A 25033-nucleotide genomic window follows, 5' to 3' on the forward strand; every position below is an offset into this window, starting at 1 on the left:
TGTCTATTTCGCGTAAGTCGTGTGCGACGGTGCTTGCGGCGCCGCATCCTCGAAACGATCGACCTGGCGCAGGCTCCTGAAGCCGAGCAGCCAACCGCCCGTTACTGTCAGGGTGCAGGCGCAGCCCAGCAGCGCCGCCGGCACCGCGCCGAACCAGGCGGCGCTGGTTCCAGCGCGGAATTCGCCGAGCTCGTTGGATGAGCCGATGAACAGCATGTTCACTGCGTTGACCCGACCGCGCATGGCGTCCGGTGTGGAGAACTGGATCAGCGAGGAGCGGATGTACATGCTCACCATGTCCGCACCGCCGGCCACCATCAGCGCGGCGAAGGACAGCCAGAACAGGCTCGACAGCGCAAATACCAAATTGGCCAGGCCGAACAGCGCTACCGCCGCGAACATCACCAGCCCGACATGTCGATTGAACGGCCGCACGCTGAGATACAGTCCCACCGTCACCTCACCGACGGCCATGGCGCTGCGCAGCAGACCGAGGCCGGTTGGACCGACTTCCAGCACTTCCTGGGCATAGATCGGCAACAGCGCCACCACGCCACCCAGCAGCACGGCAAACAGATCGAGAGAAATGGTACCGAGAATGATTGGCCGCGAGCGGATGAAGCCGATGCCGGCGGTGAAGCGTGCCCATGCGGTGGTTTCAAGCGCCTGGCGCTGTTCGGCATAGCGCACCGGGACGAAGCCCAGCAGCAGCGTGCCGGCGAGAAAACCGATCAGGCACAGGCCATAAGTCAGGCCGCCGCCCCCGAGCGCATAGAGACCACCGCCGAGCACTGGGCCTGCGATGGTAGCGCTGCGCATGATCATGCTGTTGGCGGCGATGGCCGCGGCCAGACGCTCGCGCGGAACGATCTGCGGCAGCAGGCTGGACAACGCCGGCCCAGTGAAGGCACGCGCGCAGCCGTAGAACACCAGCACGCCGTAGTAATAACTCACCGCCGCATCGGTCAGCGACAACCACAGCAGCGCGGCGGCGCACAGCGCTTCCACCAGCCAGCTCAGTGCCAGGATCAGCTTGCGGTCGAAGCGGTCGATCAGATCCCCCGCCGGTAGCAACAGAAGCAGCATCGGGACGAACTGGGCCAGGCCGACATAGGCCAGCGACAGTGGATCGCGCGTGAGGTCGTAGACCTGCCAGGCCACGACTACAGCCTGAATCTGCATGGCGAAAACCGCCAGCAAACGTGCAGCGAGAAAGGGGACGAAACCGGGAAGGCGGTAAACGGAAATGGACGTCGCGGTCACGGCAGGGTCCTGTCGCAGAGTCGTTCGTGAAGCGGCTCCGGGGGCAGGCCGCAGCGTCAAGGCAGCCGGGCAATCTACTGGAAAGCACGGCAGCCGCGCAAACGGCGTCCAGATGCAGCGATCCAGACACGTGCCTAACCGCTATGACCGGCCAGGAGCCGTTGCGGGCTGGCCGACTGCATCCGAAATGGGCGGATCGAAACAGCGCGGGGCTGGCTCGCGTGCGTTCGGGCTTGTATAAACTCGCCTTCAAGCGCGTATTTCACGAATGGGGGGCGCATGGAAGAGGTAATCGAACAGCTGCGAGAACTCAACGAGCCGGTACCGGTGCCGTTGGAACTGCCAGACGATGACCGTCTGGTCGAGGTCGAAGAAGAGCTGCTGATCAACTTGCCGTTCGGCCTGCGCGAATTTCTGCTGACGGTCAGCGATGTCGTTTATGGCCGGCTCGAGCCGGTGACCGCCGATCCACAATCGCATACCTACCTGCCGGAAGTGGCGGCGAACGCCTGGGATGCGGGCGTGGCGCGGGATTTATTGCCGATCTGTCAGGACGGGCCTGACTACTACGTGGTCGATCTGGAAGGCGAAGTCATGCTGTTCGATGGTGACGCGCATGAACTCACCGATGAAAGCTGGGAAACCGTGTGGCACTGGGTGCGCGACGTTTGGTTGGAAAGTTGAGCCGCTTGGTTCTACAGGAGATGCCAAGGTCATGGTGACGCTCGGCAACCTGTGCGTTTTCCTCCTGCTGATGACAGCAGCCGCCTGGCTCTGGCATTCCCATGGCATACGCGAGCGCGCGCTGGCATCGGTGCGCCGTCATTGCGAAAAGATGGATGTCGATCTGCTCGATGGCAATGTCGCGTTTCGCCGCCTTGGATTTGTGCGCGACGCGCGCGGGCAACGCCGCTTTGCGCGCGTCTACGGCTTCGAATTCACCGTGACGGGCGAGCAGCGCCATCAGGGCAGTATCGTCATGTTCGGTCCGCGACCGGGGCCGATCGAGATGGAAGCGCATCCCTTCAAGACCCTGCCGGATTCGGGGCGGATCATCCAGATGGACGATTGGCGTCGCGGTGACTGATTTTGTCGGTTAAAGGCGGCAGGCGGCCATTGCTGCTTTCAGTAGCGCTTCGTCTCCGGGTGCATTGAAAATCAATTCGAGCCGCGAATCCTTTCGCCATTCGCTGGGCTTGAATATCAGCGCCTCGCCCGCCAAGGCATTGGCCGAACGCCAGCCCTCGGGGCTATGAAGCACAAGCTTCGCCCGGCGCCAATCCAGGCTACCGAGCCACCGTTCGATGCGCTGCAGATCGAAACGCTGACTTGAATGCCAACGCCAACCGATGCTCCAGCCGTCTGCGCTTGCTTGGCTTTGGCAGACCGGCTGTTGCGGATTTAGCCAGACACTGCCGGCTGGTTGCACGGAGGCGGGCAGGGGTGATGGAGTCTCGGCTTGTGCGTCGGCTCGCTGGTCGATACCCGGTAGCGCCGTGATCGGCAATTCGCCCTGGGTCGTCCAGCGCAATGGCAATGAGGGCAGCCTCGCCATGATGCGCTGGCGATCTGCCTGATCCAGCGCCTCGCTTTTATTCAGCACCAATAGGCCACTGCGCTGAAGCGCTTGCTGCACGCTGGGTGGCAAGGGCTCGTCACGCGCAAGGGAGGCGGCATCGAGCACCGTCAGGCAGGGCTGCAGCGCCAGGACACCCTGCCATGGCGGCGCGCCGAGTTGCGTGAGCAGTTCAGCAGGATGGCCCAGCCCGGAAGGTTCGATAAGCAGCCGATCCGGTTTGGCCTTGCGTAACAAGCGGCTCAGACCGACCTGGAAGGGCACGCCGTTGACGCAGCACAGGCAGCCGCCGGCGACTTCCGCGAGACTGATGCCCGCTTCGTTGGTGCTCAGCAGTGCTGCGTCGAGGCCGATCTGGCCGAACTCGTTAATCAACACCGCCCAGCGCTCGTTTGCCGGCTTCTGCGATAGCAGCGAACGGATCAAGCTGGTTTTGCCGGCGCCGAGCGGGCCGCTGATTACATGAGTCGGTATTTGAGTCAGCATGGCGCCATGGTGCGCATTTGGCGGATGGATTGGAAGCGGCCGTGCAGCCTGCATGCTAGAGTCGCCGCGGTCAGATGAGGGGGTAATCGATGCGTTTATTGTGTTGTCTGCTGCTATCGCTGAGTGTCGCCGGCCAGGCCTGGGCCGATGGCTGCGTCATTCACAGCCAGGACGAGCGCATCGAGGTGAAGGTCTGCCAGCAGAACCGCAACATTCCGGCTGAATTGTTCCGCTCGGGATTCTGCCAGCCCGAACTCAAGGGGCAGAAGGTCGAGGTCAGCTTTGTGGAGCAGTGTCCCGGCGGCGCCTTCGGAGTCTGCCGCAACGCCCAGGTGTCCAACATGCCCTATCGACAGGACATTCACTATTACGGCATCGCCAGCGATGCGCGCTTCCTTCAGCCGGCCTGCGAGCAGACCAGTGACGGCGAGTGGGTGATTCCATGAGTGCTCATGGGCGTTCCACGTGAAACGTCGCTTTCCTCCTGTAACAGGGTTCGTCTCGAGCCTGGCCACGCCGAACCACATACTGCCGTAGCTTGCGAAGTTGAGAAGCGTTAGCATTACGATCTCGACGGCAAAGGGCAGCAGCCATGGCAACCCAGGGGATGGTCCGGCAACAGTTGGTACATCGACTCTATGTCGATCATCAGGGCTGGCTGAATGGTTGGTTACGCCGTCAGCTCGGCTGCAGCCAGAAGGCAGCGGACCTGGCGCAAGATACTTTCGTGCGTGTCTTGACCAAAGATCACGGCCTCGAAGCGATTCGTGAACCGCGCGCCTTCCTGCATACCGTCGCCAGAGGCCTATTGATCAATCACTGGCGCCGCAAGCAAATCGAGCAGGCCTATCTGGACGCGCTCGCCTTGCAGCCCGAGGCATTCGCGCCGTCACCCGAGTCCCACGCGTTGGTCGTCGAAACCCTTTTGCAGGTCGATGCGATGCTGGCGCGGCTTCCAGAGAAAGTTCGCCGTGCCTTCCTTCTTTCCCAGCTGCAGGGCATGACGTACGGGGCGATAGCCGCCGAGCTTGGCGTATCCGAACGCATGATCAAGAAATACATGGCGCAGGCCATGCTGCACTGCCTGACTCTGCTCGACGACGCGCCATGAGCCTCGATTATCAGGTACTGCAAGCCGCAGCCCAGTGGTTCGCGGTACTGCAATCCGGTGCGATCAGCGAGTCTGATCGCCAGGCCTGGCGCGCTTGGGTCGCCTTACCCGAGCACGCCAAGGCCTGGCAGCGGGTGGAACAGATCAGCGGACGGTTGGAGCCGTTGACGGGCGACCCGTTCGGCTCCGCAGCGACGGTTCTGCTGCAGCGTCGCGAGCCGACTCGGCGGCACGCACTCAAGACCCTTTCGATTCTATGCGGCGGCGCCCTGCTGACGTTCGCCGGCGGTGCGCTGCCATGGCGTAGCTGGGCGGCGGACCATCGTACGGCGGTGGGGGAGGTGCGCGACTGGCGTCTGGATGATGGCTCACGGCTGTGGCTGAACACCGATAGCGCGTTGGCTGTCGCGTTCACCGATCAGGCTCGGCAGCTGTCGCTGCATCGTGGCGAGGCGTTGCTGCAAGCGTCTGACGAACGACGCCCGCTGCTGTTGCGCACGTCCGAAGGCGATCTTCAGCCACGCGGCGCTGCGAGGTTTTCGGTACTGCAGCGCGATGGCAGTACTCAGCTCAGTGTGTTCGAGGGCACCATCGATATCCGGCCCGCCGGGCGCGATGGCGTTCATACCGTCCTGCAAGGCCAGCAAGTGGCGTTCGATACTCTGCAAATCAGGCTTGGTCGGCCGGTTCAGCCGGGCCGTCAGGCATGGAGTAGCGGCGTCCTGTTGGCCGATGATCTGCGTCTGGACGAGTTCGTGACCGAGCTGGCGCGCTATCGCCAGGGCTATCTCGGTTGTGATCCACGCATCGCCGGCCTGCGCGTGGTCGGCGCCTATCCGCTGGCTGATACGGAGCGGATTCTGGAGGCTCTGGCCAGTACATTGCCGTTGCGCATCAACCGGCGTTTGCCTTGGTGGGTCAGCCTCGAGCCGTCGACCGCCTGAAACGCAAATGTAAAAATTTCTCATCCGCAGTTCCCTTTTGCAGGGCGTCGTTGGGCATAACCGCATCGATCCCTATTTTTGCTCTCGCAAAAGGATGACCCATGCGCTCCATCGCTCCGCTTCGTCGTTCCAGCCTCTCCCGCGCCGTTCGCGCTGCCCTGTTCTGCCTGCCGCTGACAACGCTCGTCGCCTCGCCGACGGCGCTGGCACAGGCGGCCAGTCAGCAGGAGTTGCGCGGTTACGATATCCCAGCCGGTCCGCTGTCCAGCACGCTGAGCCGCTTTGCCGGCGAGGCTGGCGTGATGCTGTCGGTAGATGGTCGTCTCACCGAGGGGCGCGATTCGGCTGGCCTGCAGGGGCAGTATGGCGTCGCGGAGGGCTTCGATGTCTTGCTGCAGGGCAGCGGCCTGCAGGCGGTGCGCGATGAGCGCGGCACTTACTCGCTGGCGTCGTCGCCGACTCGCGATCAGACGAGCGCCGTCGAGCTGAAGCCCATGGTGGTCGAAGGCTTCGCCCTGGGTAACGCGCTGGGCGAGATGGAAGGCTACAACGCCACCCACAGCAGCGTGGCGACCAAGACCAGCATGCCGCTGCTGGAAACGTCGCAGACGGTCTCGGTGGTCACGCGTCAGCAGATGGACGATCAGGGCTCGCTGACCGTGGCCCAGGCGTTGCGTTATACCCCCGGTGTAATGAGCACGCCTTATGGCGCCACCAGCCGCTACGATTATGTGGCCATGCGCGGGTTCAACGATGGCTCGGTGGACAACCTGTATCTGGACGGCCTCAAGATCATGGGTGACAGCGGCACCTACAGCACCATGCAGATCGATCCTTACTTTCTCGAGCGCATCGACGTGCTGAAGGGCCCATCATCGGTTCTGTATGGCCGCAGCCTGCCTGGCGGCCTGGTCGCAATGACTTCCAAGCAGCCGACGGAAGAGGTTTATCGGCAGGTCCAGGCGACGCTTGGCAGTAACGATCAGAAAGGCATCGGCGTCGATTTAGGCGGGCCGCTGGACGAAGAAGGAACGCTCTCCTATCGGCTGGTCGGCCTGGCGGACAAAGGTGATACCCAGTACGACCATGTGAAGTCGGAGCGCTATGCCATCGCTCCATCGCTGCGCATCGCCTTTTCCGAAGACACCGCGCTGACCCTGCAGGCCTATCTGCAGCACGACCCGGAAAGTGGTTATCACGGCGGCCTGCCTGCTGAAGGCACTCTATATCGTCGTAATGGACGCTATCTCTCCGACGATTTCTTCGAGGGTGAGCCCGGGCACGAGAAGTTCGAGCGCACTCAGCAAATGCTCGGCTATCAGTTCGAGCATCGTTTCGACGATGTCTGGTCGATGCGTCAGAACTTCCGCTATCTGGATTCGAAAGTCGAGTCCGAACAGGTCTACAGCCTGGGCTGGGTGGGCGATTCGTCAGAACTGCTGCGTGGCTATACGGGCGCGGAGGAGCACCTGCACTCGTGGATCATCGACAACATGCTGCAGGCCGAATTCGACACGGGCGCCGCCCGGCATACCTTGATCACCGGTGTCGATTATCAGCGTGGAAAGGCCAAAGTGGACTATTACGGCGGCACCGTCGGCAATCTCGATGCGTTCGATCCGGTCTATGGCACGCCTGTTGTGGTTGGCGGCCCGTTCGGCCAGACCCGCCGGCTGGAGCAGACGGGTCTGTACATGCAGGACCTGATCGAGCTGGACCGTTGGCGTGTTTCCCTGGGCTTGCGCCAGGACTGGGTAGAAACCGAAGTGGTGTCAGACGGGGCGAGTGCGCCCTCGGGAAAGGACTCGGACCAGCTGACGACCCGCGCTGGCGTGCTTTATCTGTTCGATAACGGCGTGGCGCCTTATATCAGCTACTCGGAGTCGTTCAACCCAAACTCAACCAGTGACGCCAATGGTGACCCGCTTGACGCGACCGAAGGCACTCAATGGGAACTGGGCATCAAGTACCAGCCGGTGGGTACCGACGATCTGTATACCGCTTCGCTGTTTCACATCGAGCAGGAAAACCTCGCTTCCAAGCTCCCCAACGAAGATTTCTACAGGCCTATCGGGGCCGTACGCTCGCAGGGCCTGGAACTCGAAGCGCGCCTACAACTTACGGAAAGCCTGCGTCTGCTGGGCAGCTACACTTTCACCGACATCGAATATTCCAAATCCGTGTTCAGCGCTGTGGACGCGACTCTGGATAACAAAGGCAATACCCCAACACAGTCGGTACGCCACATGGCGTCCATCTGGGCGGACTACCGTTTCGTCGGCGATAGCCTGGAAGGGCTGAGCACCGGCGCTGGCATTCGTTATGTCGGCAAAGGCTGGGCTGATGCCGAAAATACGCAGCGCATACCGTCCTACACATTATTCGATGCCTCCGTCGGCTATGACCTCGCCAGGGTCGGGCTGGATGGCATGGATGTTCGGCTAAATGCCAACAACCTCACCGACAAAAGATACGTAGCGGGCTGTGGCAGCAGCCTGAACTATTGCTATCTGGGTGAGGAGCGCAACGTCACGGCGACGGTCAGCTACGAATTCTGATTTACAGGTACACACTCGCCGCCAGCCTTTCAGGCGGCGGCTTTTGCGTTCTCCAAGTGGTTATAACTGATGCGTTACATCTTCGTTCTACTGCACCGCTATATTGGCCTGGCCACGGCACTGTTCCTGTTTCTTGCGGGCATCACCGGCGCGGTGCTGGCCTTTCACCACGAGCTGGACGAGTGGCTGAACCCCGAGTTCTACCACACCACCAGCGAAGGCCCGGTGCTGGCGCCGGGGTCGCTGGTCGAGCGCGTTCAGCAGGCCAACCCGCGGATGCAGGTCTGGTACATGGAATTCCCCGACGAGCCGGGGCATGCCGCCTTGATGGCGCTGGTGCCGCGCAATGATCCGGCTACCGGCAAGCCCTATGACGAAGAACCGGTGGTGCAGTACCTCGATGCGGTGACCGGAGAGCAGGTGGGCACACGTTACTGGGGCGAATGCTGCTTCTCGCGGGAGAACTTCGTGCCCTTCATGCTGGAGTTCCACTACAACCTGTCGCTGCCGGGCAACTGGGGGCTGTGGCTGATGGGCATCGTGGCGATCGCCTGGACGCTCGATTGCTTCGTCTCGCTGCTGCTGACCTTCCCGCGTGGGCGGCCGTTCTTCAGCAAGTGGTGGACGTCATGGAAGATCAAACGTCAGCGCATGAATCATGACGTGCACCGTGCCGGCGGGTTGTGGCTGTGGCTGCTGCTCACGCCAGTGGCGGTGAGCAGCGTGGCCATGAACCTACCCGAGCAGGTGTTCAAGCCGGTGGTGTCGCTGTTCTCATCCGTCGAGCCGAGCGTCTACGAGGCGCGTGGCAGACTGCCAAATGATGAGCTGGGCACCACCGCCTATGATTTCCATCAGGCCTATGACTACGCGATGCAGCATGCGGCCGAGCTGGGCCTGAGCGAACCCATCGGCGAGCTGTACTACAGCTTCGAATACAACTTCTACGGCGCGGGCTTCGGCGATCACGACAGCAACCAGGGCAACGCCTGGCTGTTCTTCCATGGCACTGATGGGACGCAGTTGCTGGGGCAGGAAATACCGGGGCAGGGCACGTTGGGTGAGCAGTTCCACATGTTGCAGCCGGCGATTCATGGCGGGCGCATCCTCGGAATGCCGGGGCGGATTCTGATTGCGGTGCTGGGCGTGGCGATTGCGGTGCTGTCAGTGACTGGTGTGGTGATCTGGTGGCGCAAGCTGCGCGCGAGGAGGGCGGCGACGCTCAGGCGCGAGGCAGAACTGGCGGTTTGATGGATCGCCCACACTGCTCGTGGGGTCGGTTGTCGAGCGGACCTGCCGTCAGGCTGATGTCTGATCGAGCCACGCTCCCGCGTGGGCACGCCTGGTGGCTTGCGTCTCGATCACAGCACCGGTTGGAGGCTCCCACGCAGGAGCGTGGGAACCACCAGGGTCACGGTGCAGTGAGTCGCCTCTCACCGGCGCACCGAGGTTGGGCGCGGGTTATGTTTTGCCGGTGTGCGGAGCGGACCCTACAGCGGAATCTCGAGCGGACTTGCGGTACTCAAGAGGAACTGCTCACCGGCACGCTGCAACTCCAGAGCTCCAGCGCGGGCTGCTCCGACGTGGGCGGGCCGAGCCATTCGCTTAGCGCGTGGCAACGCTGGTCGAAACACAGCTGGTAATCGCCGGCTTCAGGGGTTCGCCCCACACGCAGCGGTTGCAGAGGCGGCAGCTGGCGCTGGTAGTGCCAGCTGCCGTCGCGCAACTGGGCGTCATCCGGAACTTCCATGCCGGCGCCGGTGCCCTTGATCCGCGCTTCGCCGAGCAGCAGCCCGTCCGGCGTCACGCGGTAGTCTTCTTCCCAGCGGATCTTCTCAATCGTGTGATTCCACGCCAGGGTGAAGGCGGGTGTGGGCACCTGCGCCCACACCACGCCCGCCAACCCCAGGCAGAGCCCGATCACGCCACCGCCGGCTCGGCACGACGAGCGCGCCATATGTGCTGGGCGACTAGGGCGATGCCCAGTACGAAGCCGATTTCATCGCTGATCGGCAGCGCCAGGATCAGCGCGACGCCAGCGGCGAAGGCCCACAGGCGTTCCCAGATCGGCATGCGCAGGCTCAGGTGGCCGGTAACCGCCATGCCCCACAGGCACACCGCAAAGACCGTCTTGACCACCATGTAGATCGTGGTCAGCCAGCTGTCGCCCTGCATCATCAGCGCCGGGTCGTAGACGGCCATGAACGGCACCACGAAGCCGGCGGCGGCGATGCGGATCGCCCAGAGACTGATCTTGAAGCCGTTCTCCCGCGCGATCGGCGCCGCGGCGAAGCAGGCCAGCGCCACCGGTGGCGTCAGGTCGGCCATCAGCCCGAAGTAGAAGACGAACATGTGCGAGACGATCAGCGGCACGCCCAGCTGCTCCAGCGCCGGCGCGGCGATGGCGCTGGTGATGATGTAGTTGGGAATGGTCGGGATGCCCATACCCAGCACCAGACAGGTGATCATGGTCAGCACCAGCGAGAGGAACAGGTTGTTCTCACCGATGGCCAGAATGTAGCCAGCGAAGGTACTGGCGATGCCGGTCAGCGAGACGATGCCGATGATCACCCCCACCAGCACACAGGCGATACCCACCGGGATCGCATGGCGCGCGCCTTCCACCAGCGCGAACAGACAGGTGCGCAGGGTGTCGCGGCCACCTTTGATGAACCAGCAGACCACCACCAGCGCCGCGATGACACCAAAGATCACCCCGATGCCGAGTTGGAAGAAGCCGGCGCAGAGCACGCCCAGTGCGATCCAGAAGGCGCCGCGCAGCCAGAAGCTGCTGGCCTTGAGGATGATCGCCGAGCCGAGGATGACGATGGCCGTCAGTGCCAGACCGACAGTGCCGGAGAACATCGGGGTACGCCCCGAAAACAGCAGGTAGACCAGCACCGCGAGCGGGATCAGCAGATACCAGCGTTCCTTGACCGAGCCCCAGGCGCTCGGGCACTGATCCTTCGGCAAACCCTTGAGGCCCTTGCTGCGCGCTTCCAGGTGCACGATCCAGAACACTGCGAAGAAATACAGCATCGCCGGAATCAGCGCCGCCTTGGCCACCTCGACGTACGGCACGTTGATGGTCTCGGCCATGATGAAAGCCACGGCACCCATTACCGGCGGCATGATCTGCCCACCCATGCTGGCCGTGGCTTCCACCGCGCCGGCAAAGGCCGGTCGGTAGCCGAAGCGTTTCATCAGCGGAATGGTGAACTGCCCGGTGGTGACCACGTTGGCCACGCCGGAGCCGGTGATGGTGCCCATCAGCGCCGATGACACTACCGATACCTTGGCCGGGCCGCCGGTCTTGTGGCCGAACATGCCCATGGCGAAATCGGTGAACAGCTTGATCATCCCGGCCTGCTCGAGAAAGGAGCCGAACAGGATGAAGAGGAAGATATAGGTCGCCGAGACATACGTTGGCGTGCCGTAGAAGCCCTCGGTACCGAACGACAGCTGGTTGATGATCTGATCGAAACCATAGCCACGGTGGGCGAAGTCGCCCGGCAGGTACTCGCCGAACAGACCGTAGGCCAGGAAGATCGCGCAGATGGTCGGCAGCGCAATACCCATCACCCGGCGGCCTGCTTCGAACACCAACACGGTGAGGATGATGCCGATGTACATGTCGGTAGTGGTCAGGTCACCCGAGCGTTGAACCAGGTCGCCCTCGAAATACCACTGATAGAAAGCCGTCGCCATGCCGGCCAGGCCGAGCAGCCAGGCCAGCGGCTGCCAGGGGCGGCCATTGCCTTTTGCCGGGTAGCAGAGAAACACCATCAGCAGCAGGAAACCGACGTGGCCCGCGCGCAACACCTGGCTGGACACCGGATGGAAGGCGGCGGTGATGATCTGATAGGTGGAAAACAGCAGCGCGACGTAGAACAACGTCTTCGGCCATTCGCTGGGACTGCTGTGCAGCCCTTGGGTCTCGCTCATGGGATGGCTCTCTCGAAAAGATTGAAGCGTCGCGCCAGTGCGGAGCATGGGCGTTCTTCGTGATGGCCCGGGATGCGGACCATCAGGCTATGCGGTCTTGAAGGCAAACCGGGCGGGTACCAGACCCGCCCGGTCCGGCTGTCACTTGAGGACGCCGGCTTCCTTGTAGTAGCGCTCGGCGCCCGGATGCAGCGGGATCGGCAGCCCTTCGGTCGCGGTTTCCAGCTTGATGTCCTTGGCCGCGGAGTGGGCGCTGGACAGGTGATCAAGGTTCTCGAAGATCAGCTTGGTCATCTGGTAGGCGACGTCGTCGGAGACCTTCTCGTGGCTGACCAGGATATTGGTGATGGCGGCAGTGGGGATGTCCGCGTCCTGACCGTCATAGGTGCCGGCCGGAATCATCTTCGACTGGTAGGCGGCGCTGCCAATCTTGGCAACCACGTCCTCGGGAACCGCGACGAAGGTGATCGGGACCATGGCAGCCAGATCGCGAATCGCCGCCATGCCTAGGCCGGATGATTGCAGGGTGGCATCCAGCTGACGGTTCTTGATCAGCTCGACCGACTCGGCGTAGGGCATGAATTCCACACGGCCCATGTCCTCGTAGGTCAGACCGGCGGCCTTGAAGATGGCACGGGCGTTGAGCTCGGTACCGGATTTCGGCGCGCCGACGGAGATGCGCTTGCCCTTCAGGTCTTCCAGGGTCTGGATCCCGGACTCCTTGCTGGCCACGATGTGGATGTAGTTCGGGTAGGTAGCGGCGATGGCGCGCAGACGCTTGAGCGGTGCCTTGAAGCCGGCATCCTCGACGCCGTTCCAGGCATCGTCCACGGAATCACCGAGGGCGAAAGCCAGCTCGCCGCGGCCGGCCTGCAACAGGTTGAGGTTCTCTACCGATGCTTTGGTGGCCTGAACGGAGGTCTTAGCGCCGTCGATCTTGTTGTACTGCTGGGACAGGGCTACGCCGATCGGGTAGTAAACGCCGCTGGTGCCGCCGGTGAGGATGTTGATGAAGGTCGGCGCAGCGACGGCTGCGGTGCTGGCAGTGAAGGCTGCAGCGGCAGCAAGCAGGCCAAAGCGTTTGGTCAGTCTCATGATGTAACTCCGTTTCGTTGTTATTGGTTTTCGCAACCCTTGACGATAGACGATCGGCCGCAGCTTCAAAGGCTGCAAGGACAAGAAGGGCGGTTACGGCGGCGGGTAAGCTTTACTAGGAAAAGCGGGCGCGCTGTGCGGCTTTCTTGTCTTGGTAAATCGCATCGGGCTAGACAGGAGCAAGCACGAGCCGTGCCATACCTCTTCAGGGCTCTGCCACGTTGAGTTAACGCATCTATTTGGCAGGCATTGGCAATAAACCGCTCACCGCTCCCAGGCAGTAGGCGGAAACTTGCCGATGCCAGGGCGAGCCACGGTTTCTTTACGGATAAATCTCGAACCTAGCGTCATCGCCGTCGTCGCATCATGAAGAACTGCTGAAACGAGGCGCCAATGGCACGCGAAATTAGCGCAAAGGATCTGGGTATCGAAATCGAGAAAGGCGAAGGCGAGTTGTTCAAATGGTTCATCGCCAGCTTCCTGTTCGGCAAGCGCATTCAGCAGGACATCGCCGCCGAGGCCTACCGGGTGATCGTCGACAAACACAAGCGCGACACGCCGAGAAAACTCTGCAACTGCAGCCGGCAGCAATTGATAAGCATGCTCGGCGAAGGGCGCTATGTGCGTTACGACGAATCGACCGCCGAACGCCTGCTCAAGCTGTGTGAAAAGCTCAACAGCGAGTACGGCGGCAAGCTTGGCAACATCCGTGAGCAGAGCGAAAGCCGTACGGCACTGGAAAAACGCCTGGCCGAGTTCGAGGGTATCGGGCCGAAGACGGTGGAAATCTTTATGCGCGAGGCGGCGAAGGTCTGGTACTGAGCGATCTTCTTGCACCGCATCCTGCAAAAGCGCCTTGCCAGGCACACCCAGCATCTTGACCGGCCGAGCTTGCGCCGCGCGCCGATCCGGCTAAAGTGGGCGCCAGCCTCCTATCGAATTCCAACCATGCGCGCCGTGCTTTTTGCGTTCAGCCTGTTCTTACCGCTACTGGCTTCTGCCGGCCCTGCGCCTTATTACCAGTGGCAGAGCAAGGTCGACGGTACCGTCATCTGTCGTCAGACGCCGCCGGGCCATGGCTGGGAATTACTCAACGGTCGGCCATTTCGTGATCTCAACTGCACCCAACCGGCCAGCCGCGTTGAGCGTCCTGACGCTGTGCCGGGCTTTCGCCCCCAGCCGGGGCGGTGATAGGCACTAAGCGCATTCAGCTGTATCCGTTGTAAAAGCGCTCCTACGCACCAACTATTCCTTCGAAGCCCCCCATAACCATGGTCGATCTATCCGCCTACTTCGGCCTGTTCATCGCGGCCTTCGCTGCCGCCACGCTTGTACCCGCGCAGTCGGAAGCCGTGCTGGTTGGGTTGCTGCTGGGTAGCGATCTCTCACCAGCGATACTGTTGACAGTGGCTACGTTCGGCAACGTGCTGGGATCGGTAGCCAATTGGCTGCTCGGTCGCTACATCGAGCGGCTGCGCCACAGGCGCTGGTTTCCGGTTAGCCAACGTCAGCTGGAAAAGGCTCAGCGCAGCTATCACCGTTACGGACGATGGTCGCTGCTGCTGAGTTGGGTGCCGATCATTGGCGATCCACTGACCGTCGTCGCTGGAACATTGCGCGAACCGCTCTGGAGTTTTTTGCTGCTGGTAACTCTGGCCAAGGGCGGGCGCTACCTGTTACTCGCTGGGATCACGCTCGGCTGGCTGTAACGCCCGGTTCTGCGGCATCGTTAACTTAAGCGTAACGAAGCGCCTCTGCGCTTGATTGATGACCTTCCGGTCACCTCCCTACTGTGCGCTCCACAAAGCGGAAACCTGTGGAGTCAGCATGACAACAACAATATCCCCACCGCCGCAGTGGTCGCGTCGTCGCGCTGAAAAAGCCCGGCGTCTCGACCAGGTGCGCAGCCTCGCCGATGGTGTGGTCCTGCCCAGCGACAAAATCGTCGCGGCGCTCGAAGCGCTGATCGCACCGGGCGACCGGGTGGTGCTGGAGGGCAACAACCAGAAGCAAGCGGACTTCCTCTCGCGCTCGCTGGCGCAGGTCGATCCCAGCAAACTGCATGACCTGCACATGATCATGCCCAGCGTCAGCCGCGCCGAGCACCTGGACCTGTTCGAGCGGCAGATCGCGCGCAAGCTCGACTTCTCCTTCGCCGGCCCGCAGAGCCTGCGCATCAGCCAGCTGCTCGAAGATGGCCTGCTGGAAGTCGGCGCCATCCACACCTACATCGAGCTCTATTCGCGCCTGCTGGTAGACCTGATCCCCAACGTCGCGCTGGTGGCCGGCTTCCAGGCCGATCGCCACGGCAACATCTACACCGGCCCGAGCACCGAGGACACCCCGGCGTTGGTCGAGCCCACGGCCTTCTCCGACGGCATCGTCATCTTCCAGGTCAACGAGATCGTCGATGAGCTGCCGCGCGTGGACATCCCGGCGAGCTGGGTGGATTTCGTGGTGGTCGCCGACAAGCCGTTCTATATCGAGCCGCTGTTCACCCGCGACCCGCGCCATATCAAGCCGGTGCACGTGCTGATGGCGATGATGGCGATCCGCGGCATCTACGAGAAACACAACGTCCAGTCGCTCAACCACGGCATCGGCTTCAACACCGCCGCCATTGAGCTGATCCTGCCGACCTACGGCGAATCGCTGGGGCTGAAAGGCAAGATCTGCCGCAACTGGACGCTCAACCCGCACCCCACGCTGATCCCGGCGATCGAGACCGGTTGGGTCGAGAGCGTGCACTGCTTCGGCACCGAGCTGGGCATGGAGAATTACATCGCCCAGCGCCCGGACGTGTTCTTCACCGGCCGCGACGGCTCCATGCGTTCGAACCGCATGATGTGCCAGCTGGCCGGGCAGTACGCCGTGGACCTGTTTATCGGCGCCACGCTGCAAGTCGATGGCGACGGCCATTCCTCTACTGTCACCCGCGATCGCCTGGCCGGCTTTGGCGGCGCGCCGAACATGGGCCACGACCCGCGTGGCCGTCGCCATCCGACGCCCGCCTGGCTGGACATGGCCACCCCCGGCGGCGAAGCCCCAGTGACCATGCTCGAGCGCGGCAAGAAGCTCGTCGTGCAGATGGTCGAAACGTTCCAGGAAGGCGGCAAACCCACCTTCGTCGAGCAGCTCGATGCGGTGGAAGTGGCGAAGAAGAGCGGCATGCCGCTGGCGCCGATCATGATCTACGGCGACGACGTCACCCATTTGCTCACCGAGGAAGGCATCGCCTACCTATACAAGGCGCGCTCGCTGGAAGAGCGCCAGGCGATGATCGCCGCAGTGGCGGGCGTCACCAGCATCGGTCTGCGGCACAACCCGAAAGACACCGAGCGCATGCGCCGTGAAGGGCTGATCGCGCTGCCGGAAGACCTCGGCATTCGCCGTAACGACGCAACGCGCGAGCTGCTGGCGGCAAAGAGCATTGCCGAACTGGTCGACTGGTCCGGCGGCCTCTACAACCCGCCTGCCAAGTTCAGGAGCTGGTGATGAGTGCACTCATTGCAAGACAGGCGCAGCCGACACCGGCCGAGCGCCTGGCGGACCTGGCGGTGCAGGCGCTGATCGACGAGGCCGATCTGTCGCCTAAGCCGGGGCTGGTCGACCGTCGCGGTAGCGGCGCCCACAGCGACTTGCACCTGGGGCTGATGCACGCTTCGGCGCAATCGCTGTGGCCAGCGTTTGCCGCCATGGCCGATGCCGCACGAGCCGAGGGCCGGGTTAGCCAGCCGCTGCGCGAAGCACTTGGTCAACTGGGACGTGAAGGCGAAGCGGAAATGCTCCGCGTGACCGGCGGCGTAAACACCCATCGCGGCGCGATCTGGGCGCTGGGGCTGCTTAGCGCCGCCGCCATGCTGGAAAGCGGCGCGTCCGCCGAGTGTGTCGCCACGACCGCCGCCGCCCTTGCCCGGCTCGAAGACCCCGTCGCGCCGCATAACACGGAGAGTCATGGGGCGCGGGTCTGCCGTCGCTACGGCGTACTCGGCGCGCGGGAACAGGCGCAACACGGCTTTCCCGCCGTGATCGAGCACGGCTTGCCGCAGCTCCTCGCCAGTCGTCGCGATGGGGCCGGCGAGCAGAACGCCCAGCTTGATGCACTGCTGGCGATCATGAGCGACCTCACCGACACCTGCGTGCTGCATCGCGCCGGGCCGAAAGGGCTGACTCGCATGCAGGCCGGTGCGCGCGCCGTGCTCGCTGCCGGCGGTGCCGCCAGCCTCGCCGGGCGCCGTCAGCTGCGCGAACTGGACCGCGACATGCTCGCGCTCAACGCCTCGCCGGGCGGCGCCGCCGACCTCTTGGCCGCCACTCTTTTCCTCGACCGCCTGGCGCCTGCCGCGCTGGCGCCGACTGGGAGCAACTGAACATGGAAACCCTGTCTTTCGAATTCGCTGCCGGGCAACCCGCCCGCGGCAAGGCCTTGGTCGGCGTGGTCGGCTCGGGCGATCTGGAAGTGCTGCTCGAACCCGGCCAGACCGGCAAGCTGGCGATCCAGGTGGTCACCTCGGTCAACGGCGCCGAGCAGCGCTGGCAGCAACTGTTCGAGCGGATGTTCCGCGAGCAGAACCTGCCGGCACTGAACATTGATATTCACGATTTTGGGGCCACACCCGGCGTAGTCCGTCTGCGTCTGGAGCAGGGGTTGGAGGAGGTCGGCCATGACTGATTCGTCTGCTGACAATGTGACCCGTTTACTCAAGTCGCGCAGCTTCGTCGAGCTCGGCGCCCGCCAGCGTGCCCGTGCACTGCTGGATGAAGGCAGCTTTCGCGAACTGCTCGACCCGTTCGACCGCGTCACTTCGCCCTGGCTGCCGAAGCAGGGCATCGTCACCCAGGCTGATGACGGCGTGGTGGTCGCCAAGGGCACCATCGACGGTCAACCGGCGGTGATCGCCGCCATTGAAGGCGCGTTCCAGGGCGGCAGCATGGGCGAAGTCGGCGGCGCGAAAATCGCCGGCGCTCTTGAGTTGGCTGTCGAAGACAACCGCAAAGGCATCCCCACCCGCGCCGTACTGCTGCTGGAAACAGGCGGGGTGCGCCTGCAGGAAGCCAATTTGGGCCTGGCGGCGATCGCCGAGATTCAGGCCGCCATCGTCGAGCTGCGCGAACACCAGCCAGTGATCGGCGTGGTGGCCGGCTCGGTCGGCTGCTTCGGTGGCATGTCCATCGCTGCCGGTTTGTGCAGCTATCTCGTGGTGACCCGTGAAGCGCGGGTCGGCCTCAACGGTCCGCAGGTGATCGAGCAGGAAGCCGGGCTCGACGAATACGACTCGCGCGACCGCCCCTTCATCTGGAGCCTGACCGGCGGCGAGCAGCGGTTCGCCTCGGGTCTGGTTGACGCCTATGTCCCGGACGACACCGACGCCATCCGCGCGCAGATCCATACGCTGTTCGCCCAAGGCAAACCGGCCCAGCCGCGTAGCCGTCGTCATGCATGGTTCCTCCAGCGTCTGGCCGACGCCGACACCCGCACGCAGCTCGACGCTGCCGCCGTGCGTGCCCTCTACGAAGGAGATGCCCAATGAGCCGTGGACTGAACTGGTTGCAAGCCCTGGCCGGTGGCCAGGCCCAGGCGGGCTACCCGGCCTCGGTGAAGGTAGTCGATGGCGAGCTGGCCGGCCGCGCAGCGCGCTACATCGCCGTGATGCCGGATGCCGAAAACCCCTTCCCACGTGCCCGCAACGGCGAGGTCGGCCTGCTCGAAGGTTGGGCGCTGGGTCAGGCGGTCGACGAGGTCATCGAAGCCGATCGCGACAAAGCCGACAAGCGCGTGCTGGTTGCGGTGGTCGACGTGCCGAGCCAGGCCTACGGCCGCCGCGAAGAAGCCTTGGGCATTCATCAGGCGCTGGCCGGCGCGGTGGACGGCTATGCCCGTGCGCGCCTGGCCGGACATCCGGTGGTCTCGCTGCTGGTCGGCAAGGCCATGTCCGGTGCCTTTCTAGCCCATGGCTACCAGGCCCAGCGGATCATCGCCCTGCGCGATCCCGGTGTGATGGTGCACGCCATGGGCAAGGCCGCTGCTGCGCGCATCACCCTGCGCAGCGTCGAGGAACTGGAAGCCCTCGCCGAATCGGTGCCGCCGATGGCCTACGACATCGATAACTACGCGACCCTCGGTCTGCTCTGGGAAACCCTCTCGGTGGCGAACATTGAGCAGCCGGGCGGTGACGATTTGCAGAAGGTTCGAGAGTGCCTGTTGAAGGCCGTCGCGGACATCGGCAGCAGCACCGACCTGCGTGGCCGCCTCGGCGCGCCGAATCGCGAGGCTTCGTCACGGGTGCGCGAGCTGCTGCGCGCGCAGTGGTAACGCCAAGGTAAGGGCGGGCGCGACCCGCCTGCTCCCACCCTCGATAACAACAATCACGAGGAGGCTAGAGATGCACAGCACACCACGCCCCCACGACCTGCTCTGGGGCATGCGACCCGAGCAGCTGCCTGCCGACGCCCCGGCTTGGGCACTGGCCGTGCTGGCTGCTGGCCAGCCGGTTGTGGTGCGCCGTGCCCGCGTAGCGCCGGGGCTGGTGGCGGTTGGTCTGCGTGGGGCCACGCGGGCGCAGCGTCTAGCGACCGTGATGCCGTTCGAGGCGATCCGTCATTGCCTGGCGCCCGAACAGCTGGTCGAGCGCCGCGCGCGCGAAGAGCTTCCGGTATTCCGCGCCCTGGCAAGCCTGCGACCCTTGCTCGACGGCCTGGGCCACGTCTGGGGCGTCACCGGCTCGGCAGGCTTCCAGCTCGCCACCGGCTTGCACGTTGCTCACCCGGACAGCGATCTCGATCTGCTGCTGCGGGCCGAACGGCCGTTGCCACGCAGCGAGGCGCGTTCGCTGCTGCAGCTGCTGGCGGGCCATGATTGCCGCATCGATCTACAACTGGAAACGCCGCTCGGTGGCGTGGCACTGCGTGAGTGGGCCGGCAGCGCCGCACGAGTGCTGGCCAAGACCGAGCATGGACCGCGCCTGGTTGACGATCCCTGGGCAGAGGAGGTCGCCGCATGAGCAACCTTTTCGCCTTTCCCGGCCAGGGCGCGCAGAAGCCCGGCATGCTCCATCGCCTGCCTTCCGCGCCGGAAGTTGCCGCTACCCTCGCAGAGGCCAGCGCAGTGCTCGGCGAAGATGCGCTGATGCTGGATTCGGCCGAAGCGCTGCGTTCGACCCGCGCTGTTCAGCTCTGCCTGCTGATCGCCGGCGTCGCCGGTGCGCGTCTGCTGATGCGCGACGGTCAGCGACCCGATTACGTTGCCGGACTGTCCATCGGGGCCTATGCCGCGGCGGTTGTCGCCGAGTCGCTCGACTACACCGACGCCCTGCGCCTGGTGGCACTGCGCGGTGAGCTGATGCAGGAAGCCTACCCCGAAGGCTACGGCATGACAGCGATCCTCGGCCTCCAGCTCTGCACGGTAGAGAGCCTGCTGGCAGAAGCTACGGAGCCCGCCTACCTGGCGAACATCAACGCCGACAACCAGATCGTCATCGCCGGCAGCGACGCCGCCATGGAGGCGGTTGCCGCTCAGGCCAAGGCTCTCGGCGCCTCATGCGCGCGTCGCCTGGCGATGAGCGTGCCCTCGCACTGCGCCCTGCTGGACGCGCCGGCGCAGCACCTGGCCGAAGCGTTTGCCAAGGTCAACCTGCGCGCTCCGCGGTTGCGTTATCTCAGCGGTTCGTCGGCGCGCCCGGTGTTCGATGCCGAGCGCCTGCGCGATGACCTCGCCTTCAACATGTGCCGCGTCGTCGATTGGCACGGCACCCTGCGTACTGCCTACGAGCGCGGTGTGCGGCTGCATATCGAACTGCCGCCCGGCTCCGTGCTCACCGGGCTGGCGCGACGGGTTTTCGAACAGGGTACGCTGATCGCTTTCGACGGCGCTCGGTTGGACACACTGGACGCCTTGCTGCGTCAGGAGGGCAGCCAGAGCCGATAGATCGCGTGCTTCATGAGGGTGAGGGAGCCTTGCTCGCCTACTGATCGACGGATAACAACAACTACCTCGACAACACGCGCCAGGCCTTCGGCAGGCTGAGCGCAATCCAAAAGGACAATAACAATGATTATTTTCGGTGTGGCCTTCCTGGCCTTGTGTACCCTGACCGGTATCTTCATCGGCGAGCTGCTCGGCAAAGTGATCGGCGTGCCGGCCAACGTCGGCGGCGTTGGTATCGCCATGGTTCTGCTGATCCTGATCGGCAGCTATCTGAAAAAACGCGGCCTGTTCAATCCGGAATCGGAGCAGGGCATCAAGTTCTGGAGCGCCGTCTACATCCCGATCGTGGTCGCCATGGCCGCGCAACAGAACGTCTACGGCGCGCTCTCCGGCGGCCCAATGGCCATTCTCGCCGGTGTTGCCGCGGTGGCGGTGGCCTTTGCGCTGGTGCCGGTGCTGGACCGGATCGGCAGAAAAAAGCCTGAAGCCGAGCCGGTCGCCTCAGTCAAGCCCGCCACCAGTAGCGTCCGGGGGTAACGGCCATGTACGAATCCCTCATGAAAGTGATCTCCGGCTACGGCATGATCAGCGGCTTCGCCATCATCGGCGCCACCATGTGGCTGTCCTACTGGCTCTCGGACAAGCTCACCAAGGGCCGCCTGCATGGCTCGGCAGTGGCCATTCTCATCGGCCTGTTGTTGTCCTACATCGGCGGCGTGGTTACCGGCGGGCAGAAGGGGCTGGTGGATATCGCAATGTTCTCCGGCATCGGCCTTCTGGGCGGCGCGATGCTGCGTGACTTCGCCATCGTCGCCACGGGGTTCGGCGTCAGCGTCGAGGAGCTCAAGCGCGCTGGTTTTGTTGGCGTACTGGCGTTGTTCATCGGAGTATTCTCTTCGTTCGTGGCGGGGGTCGGAGTGGCCGTGGCCTTCGGCTACACCGATGCAGTCAGCCTGACTACCATCGGCACTGGCGCGGTGACCTACATCGTCGGTCCGGTCACCGGTGCGGCGATCGGCGCCAGCTCTGAAGTGATGGCCCTTTCCATCGCGGCAGGCCTGGTCAAGGCCATCCTGGTGATGGTGGCGACGCCTTTCATCGCGCCGCTGATCGGCCTGAACAACCCTCGCTCGGCAGTGATATTTGGCGGCCTGATCGGTACCTCTAGCGGCGTTGCTGGCGGCCTTGCGGCAACCGACCCGAAACTGGTGCCTTATGGCTGTCTAACCGCAGCGTTCTATACCGCGCTGGGCTGCCTGCTCGGGCCTTCGCTACTGTTCTTCGTCATGCGAGGCCTGCTCGGCTGAACCGGGAAGCCGCCGCGTGGTTCAGCTGGGGTTCTTCAAACTGTACATGCGGCATTCGGCGAGGAGCGCGAGCAGGTTCGGGTCGCGCTCCTTGGCCTTCAGAAACACCACGCCGATGTGCTGCTGTAGGTGATAGCGCGCCTGCAACGGCACCAGCTTGACCCGGGATTCATAGACCATCCCCACCCGGCCCGGCAGCAGCGCATAACCCACTCCCGAATTGACCATGCTCAGCAAGGTGAAAATGTCGTTCACCTGCATCGCCACCTTCGGCTCGAACCCTGCCTGCTGGAACACCCGGTTGCCGTCCTGATGGGTAGCGAAGCCCTGGGTGAGGGTGATGAATGTCGCGTCGCGCAAGTCGCTCAGATCCACCTCCGGTTGCTGAGCGAAGGGTGAATCGGCCGGTGCGGCGAGAAAGATGTCATCAGCGAACAATGGCAACTGCGCACAGTCCGGATCGTTGCTAACGCTCTCGTTCAGCGATACCAGAATGGCATCCAGCTCCATGTTCTTCAGCTTGTAGAACAGATCAATATTGGAGCCTAGGATCAGGTCGATGTTGAGTTCGCTGCGGCGCAGTTTCAGGCCCATGATCAGATGCGGCACGGTTTTCACCGTCAGCGAGTAGAGCGCGCCAAGCTTGAAACGCTCAGCCGAGAAGCCTGCGGCCTCCCGTGTCTGGCGCACCGTCTCCAGCACGTCCTGCACCAGCTTCTGGGCCTTTTCTTCGAGTACGTAGGCGCTTTCCAGCGGAATCAGGTTGCGCCCTTCATGCTTGAACAGCGGACAGCGTAAGGCGCTTTCCAGCGAGTGGATGGCGCGATGCACGCTGACATTGCTGGTATTGAGCTCAGCCGCCGCCTTGCTCAGGTTTCCGCTGCGCATGAATGCCAGAAACACTTCCAGCTTCTTCAGCGTGAGTTCTTCGTCGATCTGCATGGCGGGTGCTCAGGCAATGGCAGTCGATTATGCCTAACGCAGCCCAACTTCGGGCTTGCAGCAGGAGTCGGTTGCCTCCTGCTGTGCTGATCGCAACGTACGAGCTGCCAAGTCGTAGACGATGATCTGAAGTGCACATCGCATGGAACTACAAACTCAGTCATGCAACTTGCAAGGCTTTTGGAAATTATCATGCATATAACTTATTGATTTTTAAGATAAAAATGAATATTCAAATAGTGGCATGCTTGATGCTGTAGTCGCCTATTGCCACTTCAGGCATCCCACCATAACTCGAACGACTGGCTGTGCGGACGCTCAGCTTAGGAACTAAAAATGGATGACAGGCTGAACGTTAAGACTCAGATATGGGCCGATGGGTACTCATTCATGGAAGTCACCGAGACGCTGCTAACAGCGTTGGGAATTCGCACCGAAAACAGCCCGGAATCGGAGCTAGGCCGGCCTGAACCTACCCTCGGGGTCGAGGATCTCGAGGCGTCGTTGCAGTTCTACCGCGACGGCCTCGGCTTCGCGAGCGAAGGCATCATCGGTGAGGCCTTCGAGCACGGTGCGGTAGTGTTCATCCATCTGCAACCCGGCCTGCGCCTGGCGCTCTGGCCGCGTAGCAGCATCGCTCATGACTCGGGGCTGGAGCTCGGTCCGGCCAGTTCGACAGAGATGACGTTGGGCCACAACGTGGCGTCGAAAGCCGACGTCGATGCCGTCATGGCGATAGCCGAGACGGCCGGAGCCGTCATCGTCAAGCCGCAGCACGAGACGTTCTGGGGCGGTTATTCAGGCTATTTCAAGGACCCGGACGGGCACCTCTGGGAAATCGTATGGAACCCGCAACTCCTGGACTGAAGCATTACCGGTGAACGCCAGCCCTGGTTGCCTCAGAGTAGATGCCTGGATATGTGCCTGGATATCTCAACGACCGAAGCCTTGCCGGTGAATTCGAACCTAACCTTGCCCAACGATGAAAAGTAGATTTCCAGCTCCGAATCCAGATCGAAGGTTCCGGACGTTTCCACCGAATAGGCGACGATGTTCTTGTAGGGCAGGGAGGTAAAGTCCTTTTTGCTACCGGTGAGGCCTTGCACGTTTACCGCGATGATTCGCTTGGTCGTGAACACCACGCCGTCGCGCATCGATTTGTACGCGTCGACCACTTGCTCGCCGTCCAGCAGAAGGGAGCTGACCCGCTCCGCATACTCGTCGTTCTGCTTCAGCTTGAAAAAGCCTTTGTTATTGAAGTCGATCATCCGCATTCCCCGGTTCTATTTTCTGGCTACACGCTGAGCAAGATAACCGCCATACCGTCCCGCCGCTGTTTAGTTTTACCCTGTGCGGCGTCACTTGCTACATGAGGCCTTCGCCCTGGCGAGTGGCGTGTGCAGAAGTGTCCGCCAAAATTGCAATAGCAGGACGCGAAACGAAAAAGGCCCCAGATTTTCATCTAGGGCCTTCTTTAATATGGCGCACCAGGCGGGATTCGAACCCACGACCCCTGCCTTCGGAGGGCAGTACTCTATCCAGCTGAGCTACTGGTGCGTTGCGGGGCGCAATCATACGCATGTCGCCCGCAGCCGTCCATGGCGGCTCGGCGGCTGGCGCCATGGTTGGGACGAGGCTGCCATGGCGTGCTGGGTCATCAGGCTGATCTATCAGGCGTTAGTTTTTTTGAACATGGTGTTGCTGCGCACAGCTACACACCACTAGGATTCGTTCGAGATATCAAACGGCGTGCGTCTCGGCAGGAACCATGAGGTTGCCTTTCGCTCTGACAGAGGTCAGGCGGTGCCCGCTGCGGATCGCCCCTTTCGGCCAACGGCCTTGGTCCATTTCCCGGCAGCATCTGCCGGCTCGAAGGAGACTG

At 62.9% G+C, this 25033-nt stretch carries 27 protein-coding genes and 1 tRNA gene; 20 read left to right on the top strand and 8 right to left on the bottom strand.

Annotated elements, in window-relative coordinates:
• Positions 1 to 3: 3 nt before the first annotated feature.
• Complete coding sequence (locus tag V6943_RS04605; RefSeq protein ID WP_197446118.1) at positions 4 to 1263, bottom strand: MFS transporter; 1260 nt, start codon at positions 1261 to 1263, stop codon at positions 4 to 6.
• A 279-nt stretch (positions 1264 to 1542) separates the two neighbouring features.
• On the opposite strand from V6943_RS04605, the gene V6943_RS04610 reads away from it, so the two are divergent.
• The gene (locus V6943_RS04610; protein ID WP_181103363.1) at positions 1543 to 1947 is read left to right on the top strand and encodes an SMI1/KNR4 family protein; all 405 of its coding nucleotides are present in this window, start codon (positions 1543 to 1545) and stop codon (positions 1945 to 1947) included.
• A gap of 31 nt (positions 1948 to 1978) precedes the next feature.
• Entirely contained in the window at positions 1979 to 2350 is a 372-nt protein-coding gene (locus V6943_RS04615) for a DUF3301 domain-containing protein (protein WP_340552739.1), read from the top strand.
• A 9-nt stretch (positions 2351 to 2359) separates the two neighbouring features.
• On the opposite strand, the gene V6943_RS04620 is transcribed toward V6943_RS04615, so the two are convergent.
• Positions 2360 to 3325, bottom strand: coding sequence for a CobW family GTP-binding protein (locus V6943_RS04620; protein WP_340552740.1), 966 nt, complete (start codon positions 3323 to 3325; stop codon positions 2360 to 2362).
• An 89-nt stretch (positions 3326 to 3414) separates the two neighbouring features.
• Between V6943_RS04620 and V6943_RS04625 the strand changes: the two genes are divergently transcribed.
• From V6943_RS04625 to V6943_RS04645, 5 genes are all read left to right on the top strand, one after another.
• The gene (locus V6943_RS04625; RefSeq protein WP_181103357.1) at positions 3415 to 3771 is read left to right on the top strand and encodes an NADH:ubiquinone oxidoreductase; all 357 of its coding nucleotides are present in this window, start codon (positions 3415 to 3417) and stop codon (positions 3769 to 3771) included.
• Between the two features lie 146 nt (positions 3772 to 3917).
• Positions 3918 to 4436 carry a sigma-70 family RNA polymerase sigma factor gene (locus V6943_RS04630; protein WP_340552741.1) on the top strand — a complete coding sequence of 173 codons (519 nt, stop codon included), beginning with the start codon at positions 3918 to 3920 and terminating at the stop codon, positions 4434 to 4436.
• Positions 4433 to 5380, top strand: a complete 948-nt coding sequence (locus tag V6943_RS04635) for a FecR domain-containing protein (protein ID WP_340552742.1) — start codon at positions 4433 to 4435, stop codon at positions 5378 to 5380. Before V6943_RS04630 ends, V6943_RS04635 begins: the two co-directional genes overlap by 4 nt.
• 101 nt (positions 5381 to 5481) lie before the next feature.
• Positions 5482 to 7938 carry a TonB-dependent siderophore receptor gene (locus V6943_RS04640; RefSeq protein WP_340552743.1) on the top strand — a complete coding sequence of 819 codons (2457 nt, stop codon included), beginning with the start codon at positions 5482 to 5484 and terminating at the stop codon, positions 7936 to 7938.
• A gap of 69 nt (positions 7939 to 8007) precedes the next feature.
• Complete coding sequence (locus tag V6943_RS04645; protein ID WP_181103350.1) at positions 8008 to 9189, top strand: PepSY-associated TM helix domain-containing protein; 1182 nt, start codon at positions 8008 to 8010, stop codon at positions 9187 to 9189.
• Positions 9190 to 9460: 271 nt separating this feature from the next.
• Here V6943_RS04645 and V6943_RS04650 read toward each other — a convergent pair whose 3' ends face one another.
• The 3 genes from V6943_RS04650 to V6943_RS04660 form a co-directional block, all read right to left on the bottom strand.
• Positions 9461 to 9862 carry a DUF1850 domain-containing protein gene (locus V6943_RS04650; RefSeq protein WP_340552744.1) on the bottom strand — a complete coding sequence of 134 codons (402 nt, stop codon included), beginning with the start codon at positions 9860 to 9862 and terminating at the stop codon, positions 9461 to 9463.
• Positions 9859 to 11883 carry a TRAP transporter fused permease subunit gene (locus tag V6943_RS04655; RefSeq protein WP_181103346.1) on the bottom strand — a complete coding sequence of 675 codons (2025 nt, stop codon included), beginning with the start codon at positions 11881 to 11883 and terminating at the stop codon, positions 9859 to 9861. The genes V6943_RS04650 and V6943_RS04655 overlap by 4 nt, the downstream gene beginning before the upstream one ends.
• A gap of 141 nt (positions 11884 to 12024) precedes the next feature.
• Entirely contained in the window at positions 12025 to 12978 is a 954-nt protein-coding gene (locus V6943_RS04660) for a TAXI family TRAP transporter solute-binding subunit (protein WP_256048969.1), read from the bottom strand.
• Positions 12979 to 13371: 393 nt separating this feature from the next.
• Between V6943_RS04660 and V6943_RS04665 the strand changes: the two genes are divergently transcribed.
• The 12 genes from V6943_RS04665 (at position 13372) to madM (ending at position 22209) form a co-directional block, all read left to right on the top strand.
• The gene (locus tag V6943_RS04665; protein ID WP_340552745.1) at positions 13372 to 13800 is read left to right on the top strand and encodes a DNA methylase; all 429 of its coding nucleotides are present in this window, start codon (positions 13372 to 13374) and stop codon (positions 13798 to 13800) included.
• 126 nt (positions 13801 to 13926) lie between these two features.
• On the top strand, positions 13927 to 14169 hold the full coding sequence (locus V6943_RS04670; protein ID WP_340552746.1) for a hypothetical protein: 243 nt from the start codon (positions 13927 to 13929) through the stop codon (positions 14167 to 14169).
• A gap of 80 nt (positions 14170 to 14249) precedes the next feature.
• Positions 14250 to 14687 (top strand): YqaA family protein, encoded by a 438-nt coding sequence (locus V6943_RS04675; protein WP_340552747.1) that lies wholly within the window; start codon positions 14250 to 14252, stop codon positions 14685 to 14687.
• 118 nt (positions 14688 to 14805) lie between these two features.
• Positions 14806 to 16473: a malonate decarboxylase subunit alpha gene (gene mdcA / locus V6943_RS04680; protein WP_340552748.1), complete on the top strand. Its 1668-nt coding sequence runs from the start codon at positions 14806 to 14808 to the stop codon at positions 16471 to 16473.
• Positions 16473 to 17348 carry a triphosphoribosyl-dephospho-CoA synthase gene (locus V6943_RS04685; protein ID WP_340552749.1) on the top strand — a complete coding sequence of 292 codons (876 nt, stop codon included), beginning with the start codon at positions 16473 to 16475 and terminating at the stop codon, positions 17346 to 17348. The genes mdcA and V6943_RS04685 overlap by 1 nt, the downstream gene beginning before the upstream one ends.
• Positions 17349 to 17350: 2 nt before the next feature.
• Entirely contained in the window at positions 17351 to 17650 is a 300-nt protein-coding gene (locus V6943_RS04690; protein WP_181103332.1) for a malonate decarboxylase subunit delta, read from the top strand.
• Positions 17643 to 18509, top strand: coding sequence for a biotin-independent malonate decarboxylase subunit beta (locus V6943_RS04695; RefSeq protein ID WP_340552750.1), 867 nt, complete (start codon positions 17643 to 17645; stop codon positions 18507 to 18509). The genes V6943_RS04690 and V6943_RS04695 overlap by 8 nt, the downstream gene beginning before the upstream one ends.
• A complete protein-coding gene (mdcE, locus tag V6943_RS04700) occupies positions 18506 to 19291 on the top strand; it encodes a biotin-independent malonate decarboxylase subunit gamma (RefSeq protein WP_340552751.1) in 786 nt (261 codons plus the stop codon). The genes V6943_RS04695 and mdcE overlap by 4 nt, the downstream gene beginning before the upstream one ends.
• Before the next feature lie 70 nt (positions 19292 to 19361).
• Positions 19362 to 19979, top strand: a complete 618-nt coding sequence (locus tag V6943_RS04705; RefSeq protein WP_340552752.1) for a malonate decarboxylase holo-ACP synthase — start codon at positions 19362 to 19364, stop codon at positions 19977 to 19979.
• On the top strand, positions 19976 to 20902 hold the full coding sequence (gene mdcH, locus V6943_RS04710; protein ID WP_131649103.1) for a malonate decarboxylase subunit epsilon: 927 nt from the start codon (positions 19976 to 19978) through the stop codon (positions 20900 to 20902). Before V6943_RS04705 ends, mdcH begins: the two co-directional genes overlap by 4 nt.
• A gap of 123 nt (positions 20903 to 21025) precedes the next feature.
• Positions 21026 to 21439 carry a malonate transporter subunit MadL gene (gene madL, locus V6943_RS04715; RefSeq protein WP_340552753.1) on the top strand — a complete coding sequence of 138 codons (414 nt, stop codon included), beginning with the start codon at positions 21026 to 21028 and terminating at the stop codon, positions 21437 to 21439.
• A gap of 5 nt (positions 21440 to 21444) precedes the next feature.
• Positions 21445 to 22209: a malonate transporter subunit MadM gene (madM, locus tag V6943_RS04720; protein WP_131649101.1), complete on the top strand. Its 765-nt coding sequence runs from the start codon at positions 21445 to 21447 to the stop codon at positions 22207 to 22209.
• 21 nt (positions 22210 to 22230) lie between these two features.
• Here the strand turns inward: madM and V6943_RS04725 are convergent, their stop codons facing one another.
• Entirely contained in the window at positions 22231 to 23151 is a 921-nt protein-coding gene (locus tag V6943_RS04725; protein WP_197446097.1) for a LysR family transcriptional regulator, read from the bottom strand.
• 336 nt (positions 23152 to 23487) lie between these two features.
• Between V6943_RS04725 and V6943_RS04730 the strand changes: the two genes are divergently transcribed.
• Positions 23488 to 24018 (top strand): VOC family protein, encoded by a 531-nt coding sequence (locus tag V6943_RS04730; protein WP_340552754.1) that lies wholly within the window; start codon positions 23488 to 23490, stop codon positions 24016 to 24018.
• 32 nt (positions 24019 to 24050) lie between these two features.
• Here V6943_RS04730 and V6943_RS04735 read toward each other — a convergent pair whose 3' ends face one another.
• Both V6943_RS04735 and V6943_RS04740 read right to left on the bottom strand, forming a co-directional pair.
• Positions 24051 to 24419 carry a PH domain-containing protein gene (locus V6943_RS04735; protein ID WP_131649098.1) on the bottom strand — a complete coding sequence of 123 codons (369 nt, stop codon included), beginning with the start codon at positions 24417 to 24419 and terminating at the stop codon, positions 24051 to 24053.
• Between the two features lie 212 nt (positions 24420 to 24631).
• A tRNA-Arg gene (locus V6943_RS04740) sits at positions 24632 to 24708 on the bottom strand.
• Positions 24709 to 25033 lie beyond the last annotated feature (325 nt).

Origin of the sequence: Pseudomonas sp. CBC3 (genome assembly GCF_037967085.1) — a bacterium.
Lineage (GTDB): Bacteria > Pseudomonadota > Gammaproteobacteria > Pseudomonadales > Pseudomonadaceae > Stutzerimonas.

Excerpts from the sequence above, each read along its gene's own strand:
- V6943_RS04610 (WP_181103363.1), top strand. The coding sequence starts at position 1,543 with ATGGAAGAGGTAATCGAACAGCTGCGAGAACTCAACGAGCCGGTACCG.
- V6943_RS04615 (WP_340552739.1), top strand. The coding sequence starts at position 1,979 with ATGGTGACGCTCGGCAACCTGTGCGTTTTCCTCCTGCTGATGACAGCA.
- V6943_RS04620 (WP_340552740.1), bottom strand. The coding sequence starts at position 3,325 with ATGCTGACTCAAATACCGACTCATGTAATCAGCGGCCCGCTCGGCGCC.
- V6943_RS04625 (WP_181103357.1), top strand. The coding sequence starts at position 3,415 with ATGCGTTTATTGTGTTGTCTGCTGCTATCGCTGAGTGTCGCCGGCCAG.
- V6943_RS04630 (WP_340552741.1), top strand. The coding sequence starts at position 3,918 with ATGGCAACCCAGGGGATGGTCCGGCAACAGTTGGTACATCGACTCTAT.
- V6943_RS04635 (WP_340552742.1), top strand. The coding sequence starts at position 4,433 with ATGAGCCTCGATTATCAGGTACTGCAAGCCGCAGCCCAGTGGTTCGCG.
- V6943_RS04640 (WP_340552743.1), top strand. The coding sequence starts at position 5,482 with ATGCGCTCCATCGCTCCGCTTCGTCGTTCCAGCCTCTCCCGCGCCGTT.
- V6943_RS04645 (WP_181103350.1), top strand. The coding sequence starts at position 8,008 with ATGCGTTACATCTTCGTTCTACTGCACCGCTATATTGGCCTGGCCACG.
- V6943_RS04655 (WP_181103346.1), bottom strand. The coding sequence starts at position 11,883 with ATGAGCGAGACCCAAGGGCTGCACAGCAGTCCCAGCGAATGGCCGAAG.
- V6943_RS04660 (WP_256048969.1), bottom strand. The coding sequence starts at position 12,978 with ATGAGACTGACCAAACGCTTTGGCCTGCTTGCTGCCGCTGCAGCCTTC.
- V6943_RS04665 (WP_340552745.1), top strand. The coding sequence starts at position 13,372 with ATGGCACGCGAAATTAGCGCAAAGGATCTGGGTATCGAAATCGAGAAA.
- V6943_RS04670 (WP_340552746.1), top strand. The coding sequence starts at position 13,927 with ATGCGCGCCGTGCTTTTTGCGTTCAGCCTGTTCTTACCGCTACTGGCT.
- V6943_RS04675 (WP_340552747.1), top strand. The coding sequence starts at position 14,250 with ATGGTCGATCTATCCGCCTACTTCGGCCTGTTCATCGCGGCCTTCGCT.
- mdcA (WP_340552748.1), top strand. The coding sequence starts at position 14,806 with ATGACAACAACAATATCCCCACCGCCGCAGTGGTCGCGTCGTCGCGCT.
- V6943_RS04685 (WP_340552749.1), top strand. The coding sequence starts at position 16,473 with ATGAGTGCACTCATTGCAAGACAGGCGCAGCCGACACCGGCCGAGCGC.
- V6943_RS04690 (WP_181103332.1), top strand. The coding sequence starts at position 17,351 with ATGGAAACCCTGTCTTTCGAATTCGCTGCCGGGCAACCCGCCCGCGGC.
- V6943_RS04695 (WP_340552750.1), top strand. The coding sequence starts at position 17,643 with ATGACTGATTCGTCTGCTGACAATGTGACCCGTTTACTCAAGTCGCGC.
- mdcE (WP_340552751.1), top strand. The coding sequence starts at position 18,506 with ATGAGCCGTGGACTGAACTGGTTGCAAGCCCTGGCCGGTGGCCAGGCC.
- V6943_RS04705 (WP_340552752.1), top strand. The coding sequence starts at position 19,362 with ATGCACAGCACACCACGCCCCCACGACCTGCTCTGGGGCATGCGACCC.
- mdcH (WP_131649103.1), top strand. The coding sequence starts at position 19,976 with ATGAGCAACCTTTTCGCCTTTCCCGGCCAGGGCGCGCAGAAGCCCGGC.
- madL (WP_340552753.1), top strand. The coding sequence starts at position 21,026 with ATGATTATTTTCGGTGTGGCCTTCCTGGCCTTGTGTACCCTGACCGGT.
- madM (WP_131649101.1), top strand. The coding sequence starts at position 21,445 with ATGTACGAATCCCTCATGAAAGTGATCTCCGGCTACGGCATGATCAGC.
- V6943_RS04725 (WP_197446097.1), bottom strand. The coding sequence starts at position 23,151 with ATGCAGATCGACGAAGAACTCACGCTGAAGAAGCTGGAAGTGTTTCTG.
- V6943_RS04730 (WP_340552754.1), top strand. The coding sequence starts at position 23,488 with ATGGATGACAGGCTGAACGTTAAGACTCAGATATGGGCCGATGGGTAC.
- V6943_RS04735 (WP_131649098.1), bottom strand. The coding sequence starts at position 24,419 with ATGATCGACTTCAATAACAAAGGCTTTTTCAAGCTGAAGCAGAACGAC.